We start from the raw sequence: 16,017 nt of genomic DNA on the forward strand, positions 1-16,017 counted from the left end.
CCTCCCAGGATTTCCTACAGCATCGACGATCGTGATATCGATATCAATAACGTATACATATGTGACGAAGCGTGACTTTCGGAACCGTCGCTTTGACGCATGGGAATGGTCTTCCTATGCTGGTCATCGAGGCCTGTTAGGCGTCGGACCCCGGCTAGACCCGTTCCGTGGCAGGAGGCCCCCAACCGTTTTGTCTTCCAACCTGCTCCTTCTCGTCATTCTGGCGGCGCCGTTCCTCGGCGCGGCCGTGGCGGCCGGCCTTCCGCGACATGCGCGGACGGCGGCGGCGATTCTCTCGTGGCTGGTGTCGCTGGTCTCCCTGGTGAGCCTGGCCGCGCTCTGGCCGAGGTTCGCGGATGGAGAGGTGCTGCGGCTGGCGATTCCCTGGCTGCCGTCGCTGGGCGTCAGCCTGATCCTGCGGCTGGACGGGCTGTCGTGGATCTTCGCCGCCCTGATCCTCGGAATCGGCGCGCTCGTCGTGCTCTACGCGCGCTACTACATGTCGCCGAAGGACCCGGTGCCGCGGTTCTTCTCGTTCCTGCTGGCTTTCATGGGCGCGATGCAGGGCGTGGTGCTGTCGGGCAACCTGATCCAGCTGGCGGTCTTCTGGGAGCTGACCAGCCTCTTCTCGTTCCTGCTGATCGGTTACTGGCACCAGAACGCCTCGGCGCGTGAAGGCGCGCGCATGGCCCTGACGGTCACCGCCTTGGGCGGGCTGTGCCTGCTGGTCGGCATGATCCTGATCGGCGGCATCGCCGGCAGCTATGATCTCGACGACGTTCTGGCCGCCAAGAGCGTGATCCTCGCCGATCCTCGCTCGGTCGTGGCCTTGGCGCTGGTGCTGATGGGCGCTCTGACCAAGAGCGCCCAGTTCCCGTTTCACTTCTGGCTGCCGCGCGCCATGGCCGCGCCGACCCCGGTCAGCGCCTATCTGCACTCGGCGACCATGGTGAAGGCCGGGATCTTCCTACTGCTGCGCATGTGGCCGATCTTCGGCCAGACCGAGCTCTGGTACTTCGTCGTCGCCGGGGCGGGCGTGGCCACGCTGCTGATCGGCGCCTGGTGCGCCATCTTCCAGCACGACCTCAAGGGTCTGCTGGCCTATTCGACCATCAGCCATCTTGGCCTAATCGTCCTGCTGCTGGGGCTGGGCTCGCCGCTGGGGGCGATCGCGGCCATCTTCCACACGGTCAATCACGCCACCTTCAAGGCCTCGCTGTTCATGGCCGCGGGCATCATCGACCACGAGGCCGGCACTCGCGACATGCGCAAGCTGAGCGGCCTCTACAAGTTCATGCCCATCACCGGCACCCTGGCCATCGTCGCCGCCGCCGCTATGGCCGGTGTCCCGCTGCTGAACGGGTTCCTGTCGAAGGAAATGTTCCTGGCCGAGGTGGTGGCCGGCAGCGACGGGCACGCCCTGAATGCGGCCCTGCCAGTGCTGGCCACGCTGGCGAGCGCGTTCGGCGTGCTCTATTCGCTGCGCTTCATCTTGGCGACCTTCTTCGGCCCGCCGCCGACGGCGTTGGACAGGGTTCCGCATGAGCCGCCGGCCTGGATGCGTCGCCCGGTCGAGATTCTGGTGGCGCTGTGCCTGCTGGTCGGGGTGCTGCCGGCGATCACCGTCGGCCCGTTCCTGCGCAGCGCGGCCGTCGCCGTGCTCGGCTTCGATGATTTGCCCTACTACAGCCTGGCGCTCTGGCACGGCTTCAACATGCCCCTGCTGCTCAGCGTGCTGGCGCTCGGCGGCGGCGTCCTGGCCTACGCGATCTTCGGCCAGAAGCTGAACACCAACCCGCGAGGCGGTCCCTGGGGCCTGAAGCGTCTCAACGGCGGCTATCTCTTCGAGAAGGCCATGACGGGCATCGTCAAGGGCGCTCGCTGGGTCGAGAGCCGCCTGGGAACCGAGCGGATGCAGCCGCAACTGCGTCTGGTCGTACTTGCCGCCCTGGCGGCCGGAGCGGCGGCCGCCTTCGCCGGCGGGGTGGCGATCCGACCGTCCTGGTCATCGCCCGGCGCGTCCGAATTTATCTTCGCAGCCCTTTGGCTGACCGGCGGCGGCTGCGCCGTCGCGGCCGCCTGGCAGGCCAAGTATCACCGCCTGGCCGCGGTGGTTCTGATGGGCGCTGCTGGCCTCGTCAGCTGCATCACCTTCGTCTGGATGTCGGCGCCCGATCTTGCCCTGACGCAGCTGCTGGTCGAGGTGGTCACCACCGTTCTGCTGCTGCTGGGCCTGCGCTGGCTGCCCAAGCGGCGCGAGGACATCCAGGCCTCCCGGGCCGAACTGGTCCGCTCGCGCCGACGCCGGCGCGTGGACCTCGTCATCGCCGCCGTCGTCGGCTTGGCCCTGGCCTTCGTCTCCTACGCGGTCATGACCCGGCCGATGGTCGAGGGCATCTCACGCTTCTTCGTCGAGCGGGCCTACAGCGAGGGCGGCGGCCGCAACGTCGTCAATGTCATCCTGGTCGACTTCCGCGCCTTCGACACCTTCGGCGAGATCACGGTGCTGGGTATCGTGGGCCTGACGGTGCTGGCGCTGCTGCGCCGTTTCCGCCCGGCCAGCGATAGCCTGCCGGCGCCCAACCAGAAGCAGGCGCGCGAGCGTGCGGGTCCGGTCGCCGAAGGCCGCAAGGCCGGCGACGCCCTGCGCGACACCATGCTGATCCCGCGCGTCGTCATGCGCTGGATGTTTCCTTTCGTCATCGTGCTGGCGGTTCACCTTTTCCTGCGGGGCCATGACCTGCCGGGCGGCGGCTTCGCGGCGGGGGTGGCGCTGTCGATCGCGGTGCTGCTGCAATACATGGCCAATGGCGCGCGCTGGGTGGAGGAGCGGCTGCTGCTGCGTCCGATCCTCTGGATCGGCTGGGGCCTGACCATCGCCGCCGGCTGCGGCTTGGTGGCGATCGGCTTCAACCGCCCGTTCCTGACCTCGGCCTTCCAGTACGTGAACCTGCCTCTGCTGGGCCAGGTCCCGCTGGCCAGCGCAGTGGTGTTCGATCTGGGCGTCGTGCTGCTGGTGGTCGGCGCTACGGTCCTGATGCTGGTGGCCCTGGCCCACCAGTCGCTACGCCGCGCCAGGGACGACGCCGAAGCCGAGCAAGCGGAGGGGGGCGCATGACCGAGTTCGTGCTCGCGGCCGCCATCGGCGTACTGTCGGCCGCCGGAACCTGGCTGCTTCTGCGGCCCCGCACCTTCCAGGTGATCAAGGGGCTGTCGCTGCTGTCCTACGCGGTGAACCTGTTCATCTTCTCGATGGGGCGTCTTCGTTCGGGCATGCCGCCTATCACGGCCAAGGGCGCCGAGCGGCCGGAATTGTACGCGGACCCGACGCCCCAGGCCCTGGTGCTGACGGCGATCGTCATCAGCTTTGCCTTGACGGCCCTGTTCCTGGTGGTCTTGCTGGCCTCGCGCGGGGCGACCGGCAGCGACCACGTCGACGGTCGGGAGCCGGCCGAATGAGTCTCTGGGATCATCACCTGATTTTGCTGCCGATCCTGCTGCCGATGGTCATGGCCTCGGCGATGCTGTTGTTCGACGAGCGCCGGCGACGGCTGAAGAGCGTCATCAGCCTCACCGCCATGGCCGCCATCCTGCTGGTCGCCCTGGCCCTGCTGCACGAAAGCATGACCGGCGCGGTCGACGGCGGCGACACCGCCCGCGTCTACCGCCTCGGAGACTGGTCCGCGCCGTTCGGCATCGTGCTGGTGGCCGACCGGCTGTCGGCGATGATGGTGGCGCTGACCAGCGTGCTGGGCGCCGGGGTCCTGGCCTTCGCCTTGGCGCGCTGGGACCGGGCCGGGCCGCGTTTCCACGCCCTGTTCCTGTTCCTGATCATGGGCGTCAACGGCGCCTTCCTGACCGGCGACCTGTTCAACCTGTTCGTCTTCTTCGAGATCATGCTGGCGGCCTCGTACGGCCTGGCCCTGCACGGCTCGGGCGAGGCGCGGATCAGGGCGGGCCTGACCTACATCGCCATCAACCTGACAGCCTCTTTGCTGTTCCTGATCGGGGTGTCGCTGCTCTATGGCGTGACCGGCACGCTGAACATGGCCGAGTTCGCCCTGAAGGTGCGGACCATCGCGCCGGACGACCGCGGCCTGCTGCATGTCGGCGCGGCCATCCTGGGTACGGCCTTCCTGATCAAGTGCGCGGCCTGGCCGCTGGGGTTCTGGCTGGCTCCGACCTATACGGCCGCCAGCGCGCCGTCGGCGGCGGCCTTCGCCATCCTGTCCAAGGTCGGGGTCTATGTGGTGCTGCGGCTGAGCCTGCTGGCGTTCGGGGACGGGGCGGGGGCCTCGGCCCACTTCGGCCAGCCATGGCTGCTGGTCGCGGGCCTGGCGACCCTGGCCTTCGGGACGCTGGGCCTGATCGCCTCGCGCGACCTGTCGCGTGCCGGCGCCTACGCCGTCATGGTCTCGTCCGGGACGATCCTGGCCGTGGCCGGCGTCGGCGACAAGGCCGTGCTGGGCGGGGCGCTTTTCTACCTGATCGGTTCGACCCTGGCCTGCGGGGCGATGTTCCTGCTGGCCGAGGTGCTGCAGCGGGGCGTCGATTCCGGCGGCCAGCGCGAACGGGCGGTGTTCGACGACGAGTACCGCGACCCGTTCGACGACGACGAGCGCAACGAGCCTGGTCTGGTCATCCCCGCCGCCGTCGCGGCGCTGGGCGGGGCCTTCCTGATCTGCACCCTGATGATCGCCGGCCTGCCGCCGCTGTCGGGATTCATCGGCAAGCTGGCCATGCTGGACGGTCTGGCGCGTTCGGTCAGCCCGGCCAGCATAGCCGTGATCGTCGGCTTGTCGCTGTCCAGCCTGGGCGGGCTGATCGGCCTGACGCGCCTGGGCGTAGGCGCCCTCTGGGCCCGTGACGACGACGCTCCTGAACTGGTGGTCGGCGCGGCCGAGCTGGCCGGCATGGGCGGCCTGCTGGCGGCCTGCGTGCTGCTGGCGATCTTTGGCGGCGCCGGGCTCGGGTTTGCCGAGCACACCGCCGAGTGGCTGGGTCGGCCAGACGCCTACATCCGCGCCGTGCTGGGGACGACGCCATGATCCGTGCGCTGCTTCCCCATCCGCTCCTGGCGCTGGGCCTGTTTGTGACCTCGCTACTGATGAGCGGTTCGGTCGGGCCGCCGTCGATCGCCCTGGCGGCCGTCCTGGCCCTGGCCACGCCCCAGGTAATGCGGGCGCTCGACGCCCAGACGATCCCTATCCGCTCGCCGGGGGCCATCGTCGCCCTGGCTGGCTGTGTCGTGATCGACGTGCTGCGCTCGAACTGGGCGGTGGCCGCGATCATCCTGGGGCGGCGCAGGCATGAGCGCCAATCGGGCTTCATCCATGTTCCGCTGGACCTGAAGGACCGCTACGCCCTGGCGGTGCTGGCCGTCATCCTGACCGCGACGCCCGGCACGTTGTGGGTCGAGTACGACAGCGCAACCGGCCGCCTGCTGCTGCACGTGCTGGACCTGGTCGAGGAGGACGAGTGGATCCACCTGATCAAGGACCGCTACGAGCGCCGCCTGATGGAGATCTTCGAATGAGCCAGGCCATCCTGTTCTGGGGCCTGACCATCGCCCAGGCGCTGCTGGTGGCGGCGATGGCGCTGGCCGCCTGGCGCGCCGTGCGCGGTCCCCGCGCCCAGGACCGCGTGCTGGGCCTCGACACCTTCTACCTCAACGGCATGCTGCTCCTGCTGGTGTTCGGCATACGCACCGGCGGCTCGATCTATTTCTACGCGGCGCTGATCATCGGCATGCTGGGCTTCGCCGCCACGGTGGCTCTGGCAAAGTTCCTGATGCGCGGCGAGGTGATCGAATGAGCGTGGCTGACCTGCCCGCCTGGGCCTGCGTGGTGGTGGGCCTGCTGGCCCTGGCCGGAGCGGCGCTGTCGTTTCTCGGCGCCGTGGGCCTCTGCAGCTTCAAGACCTTCTACGAGCGTGTCCACGCCCCGACCCTGGGGGCGACTCTGGGCATGGCGCTGATCGTCGCCGCCTCGATCCTGTTCTTCACGCTGATCGAGGGGCGGTTCATGCCCAGGGAGCTGCTGATCGGCGTCTTCCTGACGGTGACCACGCCGGTGACCCTGATCCTGCTTGGGCGCGCGGCTCTGTTTCGAGACCGGACCGAGTTCGCCCGCGACGAGGCGGCGGACGAGCCCGAGCCTTCGACACCTAGCCTTCCTTGACCACCAGCGTGTCGGCCGCGATGCGCTGCAGCAGCGAAGAGGCGACGCTGCCGAGCGCGGCCTGAACGAGGCCGCTGACCCCGTGCGCGCCGATCACCACGAGGTCGGGCCAGACGTCCCCGGCCACCTCGTCCAGCACCGTTCCAGGCTCGCCCGCCGCCAGGTGAGGTTCGATACGGCCGCGCAGTTCCTTGGGCAGTTCGGCCAGCAGGGCGTCGAGCTTCTGCTGTGCCTCCGAGCGGGCGATGTCGCGGATGTCGTCCGACTTGATCCGGCTTTCGAACGGTACGTGATAGGCGTGGACCAGATGCAGCCTGGCCTCGGGGAACATAGCCGCCGCGGCCAGCAGCGCGGCCTTGGCGCCTTTCGAGAAGTCGGATGCGACGAGCAGGCGCTGGTAGGGGCCGTGGGGTCTCTGCTTGACCACCAGCACGGGCGCGGCGGCGTTGCGGACGACATGATCCACCGCTGTTCCCAGCAGGTAGTCGCCAAGATCGTTGTAGCGGGCGACGCCGGTAACCAGGAGGTCGGCGTTCAGTTCGCGCGCGGTGTCGGTGATCGCCTTGGGCGCGGGTCCGGAAGGCAGGCTGACGCTGGCCTTGGCGCCCGGACCGGGCAACACGCGACGCACGTCCAGCGCCGTGGTCGGTGCGTCGCGCTCGATGGCGTGGACCACGTGCACGTCGGCGTTCCACTCACGGCCCAGTTCCAGGGCCCGGTCGACGGCGCGATCGCTGCGCGCGGTAAGGTCGGTCGCCACCAGGATCAAGCGCACGGGATGGGTCATCGGCGAACTCCTTACTGACGGACGCATCGAGGTTGGCCTTGGCTCGCACGCGTTGCAACGCAAAAAGGGTCGTCATCTGAGGTTGCGCAGCCGCTGCGCCTTGTCTTTGCTCGGCTATTTCGGCGCCTGCGCGGCGGGCAGTTGACGCGCGAAGCGTCCGCTTGCAGAGCTAGGCCGTTGACGGCACGGCGCGCCCAGACAGAAGAAGCGCGCCACCGAGGGCGGGCAGAGGCGAGCAGCTTTGAAGGACGAGGGTTGGCGCGGGCTCGTGCGCCGGATCGCGCGGATCACCCGTGATCCCGCGGGGGCCGAAGACGTCGTGCAGTCGGCGATGGTGCGCATGCTGGAGTATCGGCGCGCCAACACGCTCAGCAATCCGGAAGGGTTCGTCGCCCGCGCCGCGGTCAATCTGGCGATCGACGAGCGCCGTCAGCGCGCGCGCCGTCCGGAGGAAGCCCTGGACTTCGTCGAGGACGCTCTGGCCGACGCAGGCCCGCTTCAGGACGAGGTTCTGCGGGCGCGGGAGCGCCTGGCGCGGCTCAAGCTTGGGTTGGCGCGCCTCAGCCCGCGGACACGCGAAGTCTTTTTGCTTCACCGACTGGAAGGGCTGAAGTATCGGGAGATCGCCGAGCGGCTGGGCATCACGGTCAGCGCGGTGGAAAAGCACGTGGCCAAGGCGGCCCTCTTCCTGACGAAATGGACCGAGAAGTGGTGAAGCCTGAGCGCGATCTCGAAGCCGTCCGCCGCGAAGCGGCCGACTGGCTGGCGCGCCTGCGCAGCGACTCGCGCACCGGGGGGGACGAGGCTGGCTTCAAGGCCTGGCTTGAGCGTTCCGAGGATCACCGCACGACCTTCGACACCCTGACCTCCACCTGGGAGCTGGCCGGCGCCCTGCGCCACGATCCGGAAATCGCCGTCGTCTCGCCGCGTAAGCCGCCGGTGCGCCTGGCCCGCCGCGCGGTGCTGGCTGGCGCCGGCGTCTCGGCGGTCGGCCTGGGCTGGCTGGCCCTGGCGCCCGAGGTCTACGCCACGGGCGTGGGCGAGACACGGACCCTGCACCTGGATGACGGCTCCTCGGTGCTGCTCGACGCCGACAGCCGGCTTAGCGTCCGCATCGACGGCCGCCAGCGCAGGGCTGGCCTGGACAGGGGGCGCGCCTTCTTTCGCGCCGCCCGCGATCCGGTCAGGCCGTTCGTGGTGGCCGCCGAGGGCCGCGAGATCGTCGGCGACGGCGGCGACGCCTTCGGCGTGTCTGTGCTGGCGCAGACCGTGTCAGTGGTTGCGGTCGAGGGGCAGGTGCTGGTCATGACTCCTGGACAGCCGTCGGGGCGCATCACCGCCTCGGCCGGCCAGCGGGTCGTTGCGGCGGGGCAGGGGCCCGCGCGCCGCGAGATCGCCGACGTGCAGTCTGCCACGGCCTGGCGCTTCGGGCAGGCAGTGTTCGACGACCAGACCCTTGTCGAGGCCCTGGCCGAGATGAACCGCTACAGCCGCCGGCGCATCGTGCTATCCGATCCGGCGCTGGAGACCTTGCGGATCAGCGGCGTCTACAAGGCCGGCGACAACGAGGCCTTCGCCCGCTCGGTGGCGACGCTGCTGGACCTCGACGTTCGCGCCAACGGCGGCGGCCTGCTGATCGAGCCGCGCGGCGGGGCATGAACTGGTCGCGCAGGCCGCTCGAAAAAAGTTGCTGAGGAAAAATCGACCTCCGTCGTCAGGCCTCTTAAGCCCGAAAACGTCGGGCTGAGAGGGGACTAGAATTTCATGATGATGGGGAAAGACGGCCGCCTGCGCCGCATGCTGGCGGGATCCGCGGCGGTGGGCGTTCTGCTGACGGCCGGGGCGGCCTTTGGCCAGACGGTGGTCGTGGACGTTCAGGCGCAGTCGCTGGACAAGGCGCTGCGCGAGCTGGGCAAGGAGACCGGAACCAATATCCTGTTCTCGCCCAAGACGGTCGCGGGCCGCCGTTCGTCCGCCGTGGTCGGCAAGTACACGCCGCTGGAAGCTGCCCGCCGCATGGCTGGCGCGACCGGCCTGGAAGTCGTCGAGGACGGCGCCGGCGCCCTGATCGTCCGCGCGCCCGGCGCGGCCCCCGCGGCCACCCTTCAGCCGGCCTCGTTCCAGGCCGTAGATCAAAGCCCTGCTGTCGAGGTTGAAGAGGTTGTGGTGACCGGCTCCCGCCTGCGTCGCACCACCTTCGACAGTCCGTCGCCCGTCGTCGAGATCGAGCGCGAGGAGCTTCAGGAAAGCGGCTATGTCGACATCGCCGAAGCCCTGACCGACCTGCCGGGCATCGACATCGGCGTGAACCTGTCGACCAGCCAGTCGGCGGTGCAGGACAACGGCCTGTCGACCGTCAGCCTGCGGGGCCTCGGCCAGAACCGCACCCTGACCCTTATCGACGGTCACCGCACCGTCTCCAACGCCGGCAACATGAACGCGGTGAGCCTCAGCTCCATCCCGCAGTTCTTCATCGACCGCGTCGAAATCAGCACCGGCGGCGCCTCGGCCGTCTATGGCTCGGACGCCATCTCGGGCGTCGTCAACATCATCACCACCTCCAAGATGGACGGGATCAAGGCGCGGGTCGTGGCCAGCGCCACCGACGACGGCGGCGGCAGCAGCACCGAATACTCGGTGGCGGCGGGCAAGCGCTTCCTGAACGACAAGCTGTTCGTCATGGCTGGCGGCACCTTCGAGAAGCAGGACGCCCTGAACGCGACCGACCGCAAGTGGGCGCTGCAATCGGTGGTCTATGATCCGGTCGCGAACACGGTCTCGGGTCCCGACCTGTCGACCTACACCCCCGGCGGCCGCTTCCGCACCAACGCCTTCTATTACGACGAAGGCGGCCTGAAGCAGAACTTCGTCACCGCGGTGAACGGCTACGAGACCCGCACCAACGGCACGCTGATCACCCCGGCCAAGCGCTCGTCCGGCGCGCTGAAGGTCGCCTACGACGTCACGCCCGACCTCAAGATCTGGGCCCAGTTCCAGGCCTCGCGCGTGACCACCAACTCGGTTCGCGAGCCCTACGGCCTCTACAATTCGACCACCTACGGCGTGAACGACGAGTTCACGATCGGCAACATCTCGCGGACCAATCCGTACGTCCCGGCCGCGATCTATTCTGCGGCGACCACCACGATCAACTTCCGCCGTCGTATGACGGAAGTCGGCGAGCTGGAAATCTACAACCGCCGCACCACGCTGCGTGGCTGGGCCGGCGCCGAAGGCAAGGCGTTCGGCGACTGGGACTGGGGCCTGACCTACGGCTACGGCGAGTACGACGGCTATCAGGTCCGCCGCAACGGCCTGAACATGGCCAACGTCAAGAACGCCCTGAACGCCGAGCGCACCTCGGCCGGCGTGATCCAGTGCCGGGACGCCGCCGCGCGCGCCGACGGCTGCGTGGCGCTGAACCTGTTCGGCATCGGCTCGATCACGCCGGAAATGGCCAGCTATATCCGCGCCAACGTCTGGTACCGGCCGCAGAACCGCCAGGACACCGTCGAAGGTCACATGACCGGCGAGCTGTTCCAGCTGCCGGCCGGCCCGATCCAGACCGCGTTCGGCTTCGAACTGCGTCGTGACAAGACCCGCACGACCACCGACGAGCTGACCCAGAACGGCCTGACCAACTTCGCCTACATCCCCGAATACAGCGGCGTGGTGAAGACCAAGGAAGCCTTCGTCGAGGCCTCCGCGCCACTGCTGAAGGATCTGCCGTTCGCCTACCGGCTGGAGATCGACGGCGCCGTGCGCGTCGCCGACTACAATCTGCAGAACGTCGGCACGACGCTCAGCTATCGCGGCGGTCTGCAATGGGCCCCGGTCAAGAGCCTGCGCTTCCGCACGGCCTGGAGCCGGGCCCAGCGCGCGCCCGACACGACCGAGCTCTACTCGCCGCCCCGCGACGACTTCGACGCGATCGTCGACATCTGTTCGGGCGTGACGGCCAGCTCCACCGGCCAAGTGGCGCAGAACTGCCGCTCTAACGCGGGCATCGCCGCGACCATCGCGGCCAATGGCGTGTTCGTCTCGGACGTCACGAGCGTCAACGCGCCCAACGGCGGCAATGTCGACCTGAAGGAAGAGACCGCCGACACCCTGACGCTGGGCTTCGTGCTCCAGCCGTCGTTCCTGCGCGGCTTCGACCTCAGTGTCGACTACTACGACATCAAGGTCACCGACGCGATCTCGTCGCTGTCGAACGCCCAGCTGATGGCAGAGTGCTACGGCTCGACCGGCGGCATGGACAACCGGTTCTGCAACGTCATCACCCGTGACGCCGAGGGTCAGATCACCAGGATCCTGAACCTCGAGGAGAACCTCGACGACCTGCGCGCCAGCGGCGTCGATGTGGCCCTGCGCTATCGCTTCGACCTTGACCGCTGGAATGTGCCGGGCGACTTCACCTTCCGCGCCAACTACAGCCGCCGCCTGAAGCTGGAGACACGCTACTCGGGCATCAACGGCACGAGCGTCGCCGACGACCTCGGCGAAGTCGGCTCGTCCGAGCACGAGGGCAAGGCCAGCCTTGCCTGGCGCAATCGCCAGTGGAACCTGCAGTGGACGGCGACCTACACCGGTGAAGCCGTGGACGACAACGACTCGCCCGCCGCCAACCTCGCCAATCCGCTGTACTTCAACGTCGACGCCTTCTGGCGCCACGACCTGTCGGTGCGGTTCTACCCGGACCCGAAGAACAAGGACCTGCGCGTGTTCGGCACCGTGCGGAACGTGTTCGACAACGAAGGCCCGTTCCTGCCCAGCGGCACGGAGTCGGGCAACGACTACAACTACAGCGCCGTCTACGGCGTCACTGGCCGGACCTTCACCATGGGTCTGCAACTGGCGTTCTGACGCATCTCGCCGGCGCCTTCGGGCGCCGGCGAACCTATTTCCCGGAGCTTCCCATGACCCTTTCCCGCCTGGCGGCCCTGGCCGCCGGAGGCCTGCTCGCGCTCGCCGCACCGATCGCCTGGTCCGCCCCGCGCGTCATGACCGCCGTCGATCTGGTGGGCCTGGAGAAGCTTTCCGATCCGCAGGTTTCGCCCGACGGTCGGTTCGTCCTCTATTCGGTCGGCCGCGTCGACTGGAAGGCCAACGCCATGCAGAGCGACCTGTGGCGCATCGGTCTCGATGGCTCGGACGCCCGCCGCATGATCGAGGGACCGGTCTCCGGCGCGGCCTGGGGTCCAGACGGGAAGGGCTTCGCCTTCGTGGCCAAGCGCGACGGCGACGGTCTGCGCCAGATCTACCTTTCGCCAATCGACGGCGGCGAGCCGCGTCGCCTGGGCAAGCTGCGCACCAGCCCCTCGTCGTTGCGCTGGTCGCCCGATGGCTCGGCGATCTATTTCCTGGCCGCCGCGCCCGACGGCAAGGCGATGGCCAAGCGCAAGCGCGAGAAGGACGACATGCTGTCGTTCGAGACCCCGCAGGGCCGCGGCCGGCTGTGGCGCATCACCCTCGCCGATGGCAAGGCAGAGCCGGTGATCGAGGGCGAGTTCGAGGTCGAGGCCTATGACCTTTCCGCCGATGGTGAAACGATCCTCTATCGCCGCGCTCCATCCGACCTGCTGGACGATAATCCCAAGTCCGAGCTTTGGCTGAAGGACGGGAAGGGCGCCGACCGCCGCCTGACCGACAACGACTTCCAGGAAAGCAGTCCGCGCCTGTCGCCCGACGGTCGCTCGGCGCTGTTCCTGGCCACGGCCGAGAACGGTCGCTACGGCACGGTCAATCCCAACCTCTTCGTAATGCCGGCCGCCGGCGGCGCGCCGCGCGAACTGGCCCACGGCCTGCCCTACGAGATCGAGGACGCCGTCTGGTCGGCCGACGGCCGCGAGATCTACATCACCGCCACCACCGGCGTCCGCCGCGAGCTGTTCGCCGTCGACGTCAAGAGCGAGGCCGTGCGGCCACTGGCCCGCGGCGACCACGCGGCAGGCGACGTCAGCTTGACCCGCAATGGCAAGACCATGGTGTTCTTCAAGGCTTCGGCAACCTCGCCGGGCGAGGTGTTCCGGATCGATCCGGCGCGGCCTGCGCCGGTGCAGGTGACCCATCTGAACGACGACATCGCCGAGCGCTTCCGCCTGCCGCGCCAGGAGGCGATCCAGTGGACCGCGCCCGACGGCCAGGCGCTGGAAGGCTTGGTGACCTATCCCCTCGACTTTCAGCCGGGCCGCCGCTACCCGCTGATCGTCCAGAGCCATGGCGGGCCGCGCTCGTCCGACGTGTTCAACATCTTCGCCTACAGCCGGTTCAATCCGCTGCTGGCGGCCAAGGGCGTGATGACGCTCAGCGTCAACTACCGGGGCGGCACCGGCTATGGCGACGAATTCCTGCAGGGCATGAACGCCGGCTACTTCCGCCATGCCGACAAGGACGTGCTGTCGGGCGTCGACAACCTGATCGCCAAGGGGCTGGTCGATCCGGACAGGCTGGGAGTCATGGGCTGGAGCGCCGGCGGCCACATGACCAACCGCCTGATCACCGTCACTGACCGTTTCAAGGCTGCGTCGTCGGGCGCTGGCGCAGTCGATTGGCCGTCGATGTACCTGACGTCCGACACCCGCTGGCAGCGCAGCGAGTGGTTCGTGACCCCGCCCTATGGCTCGGCGGCGCGACGCGACCTCTATGTCGATAATTCTCCGCTCAGCCAGCTCGACAAGGTCAGGACGCCGACCCTGATCCTGGCCGGCGCCGAGGACGAGCGCGTACCCTGGACCCAGTCGGTCATGCTGCACCGGGCGCTGAAGGCGCTAGGCGTTGAGACCGAGCTCTACCTGGCTCCGCGCGAGCCGCATAACTTCCGCGAACTGCGCCACCGTCTGTTCCAGGTGAACGTGCAGATGGACTGGTTCAGCAAGCGCGTCCTTGGCCGGGACTACGACTGGAGCCGAGCTCCCGACGCCAAGGACGACATCGACTGACGAGCTACTGCAGCGGCGGCTTGTCATAGGGGCGAGGATCGCCCGGATCGAGGGGCGGCGGTTGCGGCGGGTCGACGAAGGGCACGACCGGCTCTTCAATCTCCGGCGGCGGGCCGTCGGGCGGAATCTCGAGAGGCGGCGAGCCGGGCGTGGGGTCGGGTTGCGGCGGCGCGATCGGGTCGGTCATGAACATTTGCATGATCGACCAACGCGTGGACCCATGGCCCAGGTCCGCCGAAATCTATTGGCAAGGCGCGGTTTCGCCGCTCTCGAAGTCGACGCGGAAGCAGTGCTCGACGCCGGTTTCGACGTCGCGGACCACGACCGACGCCTGGCCGTAGGAATCCACCTCCGGATGCCAGGCCTCCATGAAGGCCACAGCGGCCTCCTCGAACGTCTCCGCATCGACGCCATGGGCGTGGTCGCAGCCGTCGTGCAAGGCGTGGACGCGAAAGGTGCGGGTCTCGATCATGGCGTTTCCTCCAGACATTCAACGCATGGCGAGCGCGGAGGATTCAACGCTCTTCCACGCGCGGCGTCCAGACCTCGCCCGGAACGTCCGCGGCTAGTCGTCGTCCCGGCGTCGGCCGCTGAGGTCGGCGCCGGCGTCGGGCGCGAACCGCCGGTTCCAGATCGTCGCCGAGGCCGAGATCGCCGTGACGATCAGGAAGGCCAGGGTGAAGTCCGCCAGCCGTGGGCCCGAATGGCCGCGTGCCAGCATGCCCAAGTGCAGGGCCAGCGCCCCGGCGCACACTCCCAGCGACAGCATCAGCTGCTGGAAGGTGGCGTAGAAGCTGGTCGCCGCGCTCATCCGCTCGGGCGGGATCTCGTCATAGGCGATGGTGTTGTAGGCGGTGAACTGGAACGACATGCAGAAGCCGCTGATCATCAGTGTCAGAAAGATCAGCCAGGTCGGCCAACTGGGCCGGAATAGGCCGCAGACCGCATAGCCGGCGCTGGCCGCCAGCCCGCCGACGATCATGCTGTTGCGGAAACCAAAGCGGCGCAGGACGCGCGGGGCCAGGCTCTTCATCGCCAGCGAACCGATGGCGCCGGCGATTGTGATCGTGCCGCTGGCCGCCGCGGTCATGCCAAAGCCCAGCTGCAGCATCAGCGGCAGCAGGAACGGCTGGGCGCCCTGGGTGATGCGGGTCAGCGAGCCGCCGATCACCGAAAGTCTGAAGGACGGCACGGCCATCAGCGACAGATCGAGGATCGGGTCGGCCCTTCGCTTGGCATGACGCAGGTAGAGACCGCCGGCGACCAGGCCCACGGCGATCAGCGCAAGGGCCATGGGCAGCTCGCCGTCGCGACTGGTCATTTCGAAGCCGAACAGCAGGCATCCCAGCGATACGCCCGACAACAGGAAGCCGACTGGATCTGCGCGCACCGGTGTCTCGCCTCGCACCTCGTCGATGAACAGGGTGACCAGCGCGATGCCCAGGATCCCGATCGGGATGTTCAGGTAGAAGATCCAGCGCCAGTCCAGATAGGTGACGATGAAGCCGCCTATCGGCGGTCCCAGTATCGGGCCGATCAGGGCCGGGATGATCAGCCACGACATCGCCGAGACCATGTCCTGCTTGGCCACCGATCGCAGCAGCACCAGGCGTCCGATCGGGATCATCATCGCTCCGCCGACGCCCTGCAGGAAGCGGGCGAAGATCAGGAAGGGCAGGCTGGTCGCCTGGCCGCACAGCACCGAGCCGCCGACGAAGATGGCGATGGCCAGGCGGAACACGGTCTTGGAGCCGAAGCGGTCGGCCAGGCGTCCGCTGGCGGGAATGAAGATCGCCAGGGCCAGCAGATAGGCGGTGAGGGCCGAGCTCAGGCTAGTGGCGGGCACGCCGAAGTCGCGGGCCATGGTCGGCAAGGCCGTGGCCAGCACCGTGGCGTCCATCTGCTCCATGAACAGCGCGCAGGCGATGATAACGGCGACCAGGCGATAGGGCGGCCGCTTGGCGGTGTCGATCTCGGGCGCGGCGGGCGCCCGGGTGACGCCGTCGGCGGCGGGCAGGATGCCGTCGCGGACCTCGGAATTGATCGAGGCCAGGCCGCGCCGTCTCAGCCTCGTCACGCACACGTCTCCTGAAGGACAGTCGTGGGCATC

The 16,017-nt window shown here is 68.3% G+C and carries 14 protein-coding genes; 10 read left to right on the forward strand and 4 right to left on the reverse strand.

The features are described from left to right. Positions 1-190: 190 nt before the first annotated feature. The 6 genes from DDF67_RS24680 to mnhG are packed head-to-tail and all read left to right on the forward strand — an operon-like array spanning position 191 to position 6,179. A complete protein-coding gene (locus DDF67_RS24680) occupies positions 191-3,118 on the forward strand; it encodes a monovalent cation/H+ antiporter subunit A (protein ID WP_109455375.1) in 2,928 nt (975 codons plus the stop codon). After that, positions 3,115-3,459 (forward strand): Na+/H+ antiporter subunit C, encoded by a 345-nt coding sequence (locus DDF67_RS24685; protein WP_109455376.1) that lies wholly within the window; start codon positions 3,115-3,117, stop codon positions 3,457-3,459. Before DDF67_RS24680 ends, DDF67_RS24685 begins: the two co-directional genes overlap by 4 nt. Next, positions 3,456-5,048, forward strand: coding sequence for a monovalent cation/H+ antiporter subunit D (locus tag DDF67_RS24690; protein ID WP_109455377.1), 1,593 nt, complete (start codon positions 3,456-3,458; stop codon positions 5,046-5,048). Before DDF67_RS24685 ends, DDF67_RS24690 begins: the two co-directional genes overlap by 4 nt. Beyond that, positions 5,045-5,536, forward strand: coding sequence for a Na+/H+ antiporter subunit E (locus tag DDF67_RS24695; RefSeq protein WP_109455378.1), 492 nt, complete (start codon positions 5,045-5,047; stop codon positions 5,534-5,536). Before DDF67_RS24690 ends, DDF67_RS24695 begins: the two co-directional genes overlap by 4 nt. Then, a complete protein-coding gene (locus tag DDF67_RS24700; protein WP_109455379.1) occupies positions 5,533-5,814 on the forward strand; it encodes a K+/H+ antiporter subunit F in 282 nt (93 codons plus the stop codon). The genes DDF67_RS24695 and DDF67_RS24700 overlap by 4 nt, the downstream gene beginning before the upstream one ends. Further along, positions 5,811-6,179, forward strand: coding sequence for a monovalent cation/H(+) antiporter subunit G (mnhG, locus tag DDF67_RS24705; RefSeq protein ID WP_109455380.1), 369 nt, complete (start codon positions 5,811-5,813; stop codon positions 6,177-6,179). Before DDF67_RS24700 ends, mnhG begins: the two co-directional genes overlap by 4 nt. On the opposite strand, the gene DDF67_RS24710 is transcribed toward mnhG, so the two are convergent. Beyond that, positions 6,166-6,966 (reverse strand): universal stress protein, encoded by an 801-nt coding sequence (locus DDF67_RS24710; RefSeq protein ID WP_109455381.1) that lies wholly within the window; start codon positions 6,964-6,966, stop codon positions 6,166-6,168. The two genes, mnhG and DDF67_RS24710, sit on opposite strands and share 14 nt — an antisense overlap. Positions 6,967-7,207: 241 nt before the next feature. On the opposite strand from DDF67_RS24710, the gene DDF67_RS24715 reads away from it, so the two are divergent. From DDF67_RS24715 to DDF67_RS24730, 4 genes are all read left to right on the forward strand, one after another. Next, entirely contained in the window at positions 7,208-7,681 is a 474-nt protein-coding gene (locus tag DDF67_RS24715; protein ID WP_109455382.1) for an RNA polymerase sigma factor, read from the forward strand. Beyond that, a complete protein-coding gene (locus DDF67_RS24720) occupies positions 7,675-8,625 on the forward strand; it encodes a FecR family protein (protein WP_158278115.1) in 951 nt (316 codons plus the stop codon). Before DDF67_RS24715 ends, DDF67_RS24720 begins: the two co-directional genes overlap by 7 nt. A 105-nt stretch (positions 8,626-8,730) precedes the next feature. Further along, entirely contained in the window at positions 8,731-11,832 is a 3,102-nt protein-coding gene (locus DDF67_RS24725; protein ID WP_109455384.1) for a TonB-dependent receptor, read from the forward strand. Positions 11,833-11,885: 53 nt separating this feature from the next. Then, complete coding sequence (locus DDF67_RS24730; protein WP_109455385.1) at positions 11,886-13,907, forward strand: S9 family peptidase; 2,022 nt, start codon at positions 11,886-11,888, stop codon at positions 13,905-13,907. 4 nt (positions 13,908-13,911) lie between these two features. Here the strand turns inward: DDF67_RS24730 and DDF67_RS24735 are convergent, their stop codons facing one another. The 3 genes from DDF67_RS24735 to DDF67_RS24745 form a co-directional block, all read right to left on the reverse strand. Further along, on the reverse strand, positions 13,912-14,094 hold the full coding sequence (locus DDF67_RS24735) for a hypothetical protein (protein ID WP_146198094.1): 183 nt from the start codon (positions 14,092-14,094) through the stop codon (positions 13,912-13,914). Between the two features lie 54 nt (positions 14,095-14,148). After that, positions 14,149-14,379, reverse strand: coding sequence for a DUF5961 family protein (locus tag DDF67_RS24740; RefSeq protein WP_109455387.1), 231 nt, complete (start codon positions 14,377-14,379; stop codon positions 14,149-14,151). Positions 14,380-14,472: 93 nt separating this feature from the next. Further along, complete coding sequence (locus tag DDF67_RS24745; protein WP_199229335.1) at positions 14,473-15,984, reverse strand: DHA2 family efflux MFS transporter permease subunit; 1,512 nt, start codon at positions 15,982-15,984, stop codon at positions 14,473-14,475. Between the last annotated feature and the right edge of the window lie 33 nt (positions 15,985-16,017).

This window comes from Caulobacter endophyticus (genome assembly GCF_003116815.1).
Classification (GTDB): Bacteria; Pseudomonadota; Alphaproteobacteria; order Caulobacterales; family Caulobacteraceae; genus Caulobacter; species Caulobacter endophyticus.